Origin of the sequence: Candidatus Poriferisodalis multihospitum (assembly GCF_028283155.1) — a bacterium.
GTDB lineage: Bacteria > Actinomycetota > Acidimicrobiia > Acidimicrobiales > Poriferisodalaceae > Poriferisodalis > Poriferisodalis multihospitum.
On sequence record NZ_JAPYOK010000016.1, the window covers coordinates 1 to 3,911 of the forward strand.

A 3,911-nucleotide genomic window follows, 5' to 3' on the forward strand; every position below is an offset into this window, starting at 1 on the left:
GGGCGGGGGTCGGCTAGGCGGCCTAGGGGCGACTGCGCTCGCAAGCCGCCGTCGACGACGATGGCTTCGCCGGTTATGAATGACGATTCGTCGCTGGCCAGCCAGGCGGCGACGCTCGCGATTTCTTCGGGATGGCCGAGGCGGCGCAGTGCGTGGGCCGCCAGGTTGCGTTCGAGTGCCACAGGGTCCTGCATCATCCGTTGCACGGGCGGCGTTTGGATGGTGCCGGGGCAGATGGCGTTGACGCGTACGCCGTCGGGGGCGTGATCGGTGGACAGTGCCCGTGTCAGGTTGATGACAGCTGCTTTGGAGGCGGCGTACACCACCGAACCGCCGTCGCCGTGCAAGCCGCTGATCGACGCCGTGTTGATGATCGAACCGCCGCCGCGAGCCTCCATGGCTGGCACTGCGTACTTGGCGCCTAGGTACACCGACCGGACATTGACGTTCATCACGAGGTCCCAGTCACGAGGCTCCAGCTCCACGGCGGTACCTGGGCGGATCGTGCCCGCATTGCTATAGAGCACGTCGAGGCCGCCCCAGCGGTCCACGGCCGCAGCCACCATTGCCTCGACGTCGTCGGGCTCCGCGACGTTGGCGCCGAATCCGTGTGCTTCGCCCCCGGCCTCCATGATCGACTCGGCCACACTCTCGGCTCGTTCACGGCGGATGTCGACCACCAGCACCGACGCACCCTCGGCGGCGAAGCGCTTCGCGCTGGCTTCGCCGATGCCCGACGCCCCTCCCGTCACGATCGCGATCTTGTTCTGGAGCAGCATGCAGTCGTCTCCCTCGTCAGATTCCGGCGATGCCGGCTTGCCTCACCGGCGCAGCGCATCGACACTACGACGCCGCCCCTGACTACGTTGTGCCGACCGGGCGGCTGCGCTCGGAATCAGGGCAATCAACTGCACCCGGAGGACTCGATGGCGAGCGAAGCGTTCTACAGGATCCGCGAGATCATCGCGTCGCAGGACATGCCTGCCGACATCGACGCCATGCGCAAGGGCATCGAGCTCACCGCGCGACCACTGCCGGCCGGCGTCACCGGCGAGATGGTGGACGCCAACGGCGTTCCGTGCGAGATGCAGACGCCCGACAAGACCACCGGCGACGCCATCGTGCAGTACGTGCACGGCGGCGGCTATGTCGCCGGATCCATCGGCTCGCACCGCAACCTCACCGGCAGCTTGGCCCTCAAGCTGGGCTGCCCAGTGCTTTCGGTCGACTACCGCCTGGCGCCCGAGCATCCCCACCCGGCGCCGGTGGAGGACTCGGTTGCGGTGTATCGCTGGCTGCTCGACAGAGGCCACTCCGCCGACAAGATCGCCATAGCGGGCGATTCCGCAGGCGGCGGGCTGACCATGTCAACGCTCATGAAGCTGCGCGACCTCGGGCTGCCGCTGCCGGCCGCAGCCGTACCCATCTCGCCGTGGGTGGACATGTCGGGCACTGGCGAGAGCGCCGTCACCCGCTCGGACCGCGACCCGATGGTGACTGCCGACGATCTCACCCGGATCGCCGGAGTCTTCCTCGGCCCCGACGGCGACGCCACCGATCCCTACGCGTCGCCGCTTGAAGGCGACCTCTCGGGCTTGCCGCCGCTGCTGATCCACTGCGGCGACGACGAGGTGCTGCTGAGCGACAGCGAACGCCTGGCACACAAGGCCCGCACCTCCGGTGTCGACGTGACGCTGGAGGTGTGGCCCGAGATGATCCACGTTTGGCACTCGATGGCGGGGCTCTTCCCCGAGGCCGACGACGGCGTGGCACGGGTGGCCGAATATCTCAGCGAGCGCCTCGCAGTCTGACGCCGCCCGCCAGCGCTGACGGGCCTGGCGGCGAAGGCGGGCTTACGACTTCGCCACGTCGTCGAGGAACCAGTCCACCAAGTCGAAGCAGTTGCGTCGGTTAGCCGCCTCGTTGCGCGCGATTTCGGAAAGGATCACCTCGCGGACGACTTCTACCGATGCCAGGTAGTCGTCGCTGGCTTCGCGTAGCCATTCGCTGGCCAGCTCGGTGCTGATCTCGGGATGGAACTGGGTGCCCACGCTGCGGCCCATCCGGAACAGCTGCGGGCAGATCTCGGTGCTGGCGAGCAGCTCAGCGCCGTCGGGCAGGTGGAAGCGATCGTGATGCCATTCCATCCACGGGCCAGCCGAAATCGGAAGTTCGATGCCGTCGGGTGCTGAGATGCGGTACCAGCCGATCTCAGTCTCGGGGGAGCGATCCACCGAGCCGCCCAGCGCTGCGGCCAGTGCCTGCCCGCCGAAGCAGATGCCCAGCACCGGCGTGCCGTTGTCATGCGAACGGCGGATGAGATCCAGCTCGGTACCGATCCACGGCTTGATCGCGTCCTCATACACCGAGAAGTACGAACCCGTCACCACGAGCACATCGAAGTGATCACTGGGCAGCGGATGGAAATCGGCCGGCCGCGAGGTATCGGGCACCATCACGTGGACGTGCAGCTCGACGCCCCGCTCAACCAGGCGATCACCGACGAAGCCCGGCCGCGACGTTTCCTCGTGTGTGACGACCAGCGCCCTCATGCAGCCAGCTCGACCACGTGTACGGGCAAGTGCTTGATGCCGGAGATGAAGTTGGATCGCAACCGCTCCACCGGGCCGTCCTGCTCGACGCGGACCACCCGCCGCAGCAGCTCTTCGAACACCACCTTGATCTCCATGCGGGCCAGCCACGCTCCCAGGCACAGGTGCGGGCCGTTGCGGCCGAAGGCCATGTGCTCGTTGTCCGGACGCGCTAGATCAAACCGGTACGGGTGCGGGAAGCGGTCCTCGTCGTGGTCGACGCTGATGTAGTACAGCACCACCTTGTCGCCTGCCCGCACCTTGGTGCCGCGGATCTCGGTGTCGCAGGTCGCCGTGCGGCGGAAATGCGTCGTGACCGAGCTGGCGCGCAGCACCTCTTCGACCGCGGCAGCGGTCAGGGTTTCGTCTCCCGCGAGCACCGCAGCGCGCCACGCGTCGAACAGGTGCGGGTGCGCCATCAGCACCCACAGCCCGTGGGTCATCGTGTAGCGCGTGGTGTCGTTGCCCGCGGCGATGATGAGAGTGAAGAAGTTCTTGAACTCCTGATCGGTCAGCGGTGCGCCGTCGGTGGTCGGCGCCAGGAGCTGGCTGATGACGTCGTCTGTCGGGTGCTCCCGGCGCTTGGCCGCCTGCTCCGCTGCGTAGTTGAAGATGTCGATCGTGACCGGGCTGCGGAACGGCATCAGCCGGAACTCGTCGGTGTCCACCAATCCCACGGGATAGTCGGTGAAGTCGGGATCGGTGTTGCCGAGCAGCGCATCACCCCACTCCACGAGCTGGTGGCCATCGGCATCGCTGGTTCCCAGCATGCGCCCCAGCATCCGCATGGGCAGCTCGGTGGCGACCTCAGTCACGAAGTCGAAGCGTTCGTCACGCAGCGCCCGGTCCAGCACCTCGCACGCCAGCGCGCGGATTGCAGCCTCGTACGTGCTCACCACGCGCGGCGTGAATCCCCGGCTCACCAGCCGCCGGTAGCGGGTGTGCTCGGGCGGGTCCTGCTCCATCATCGTCTTGCGGGCTTCGAGCTCGTCGGGTGCCATGTCCTCGAGGCGGATGCCCTTCGACGAGGTGAAGGTCTGCACGTCGCGGCTGATGCGGAAGGCGTCGTCGTACTTGGTGATCGCCCAATAGCCGCGGCCGTCGACCTCGTCGATCCACGCCACCGGTTCTTCCCGGCGCAGCCGGGCGAACGTGGCATGAGGCACGCCGTGGGTCCACACGTCGTGGTCGGAGATGTTGGCGTCGTCAGGTCCGAGATCGTCCAGGTAGGGCTCGGCCCAGGTGCTCACGGCGTCAGACTCCCACAGCGGGTGCCGAAACGTCGACGGTGACGTCCACCGAAGCGACGCCGTGCACGAA

General features: G+C 67.3%; 4 protein-coding genes. 1 reads left to right on the forward strand and 3 read right to left on the reverse strand.

Annotation, left to right across the window (positions count from 1 at the left end; genetic code table 11):
• On the reverse strand, positions 1-779 hold a 779-nt coding region (locus tag VI480_RS00495; RefSeq protein WP_323670847.1), incomplete at its 3' end, for an SDR family oxidoreductase.
• A 147-nt stretch (positions 780-926) separates the two neighbouring features.
• Here VI480_RS00495 and VI480_RS00500 point away from each other — a divergent pair.
• A complete protein-coding gene (locus VI480_RS00500) occupies positions 927-1,811 on the forward strand; it encodes an alpha/beta hydrolase (protein WP_323670848.1) in 885 nt (294 codons plus the stop codon).
• A 42-nt stretch (positions 1,812-1,853) separates the two neighbouring features.
• Here VI480_RS00500 and VI480_RS00505 read toward each other — a convergent pair whose 3' ends face one another.
• A complete protein-coding gene (locus tag VI480_RS00505; RefSeq protein ID WP_323670849.1) occupies positions 1,854-2,552 on the reverse strand; it encodes a type 1 glutamine amidotransferase in 699 nt (232 codons plus the stop codon).
• Positions 2,549-3,911 (reverse strand): cytochrome P450 (locus tag VI480_RS00510; protein WP_323670850.1); only part of this gene is annotated, 1,363 nt, incomplete at its 5' end. The genes VI480_RS00505 and VI480_RS00510, both read right to left, overlap by 4 nt.

Excerpts from the sequence above, each read along its gene's own strand:
- VI480_RS00500 (WP_323670848.1), top strand. The coding sequence starts at position 927 with ATGGCGAGCGAAGCGTTCTACAGGATCCGCGAGATCATCGCGTCGCAG.
- VI480_RS00505 (WP_323670849.1), bottom strand. The coding sequence starts at position 2,552 with ATGAGGGCGCTGGTCGTCACACACGAGGAAACGTCGCGGCCGGGCTTC.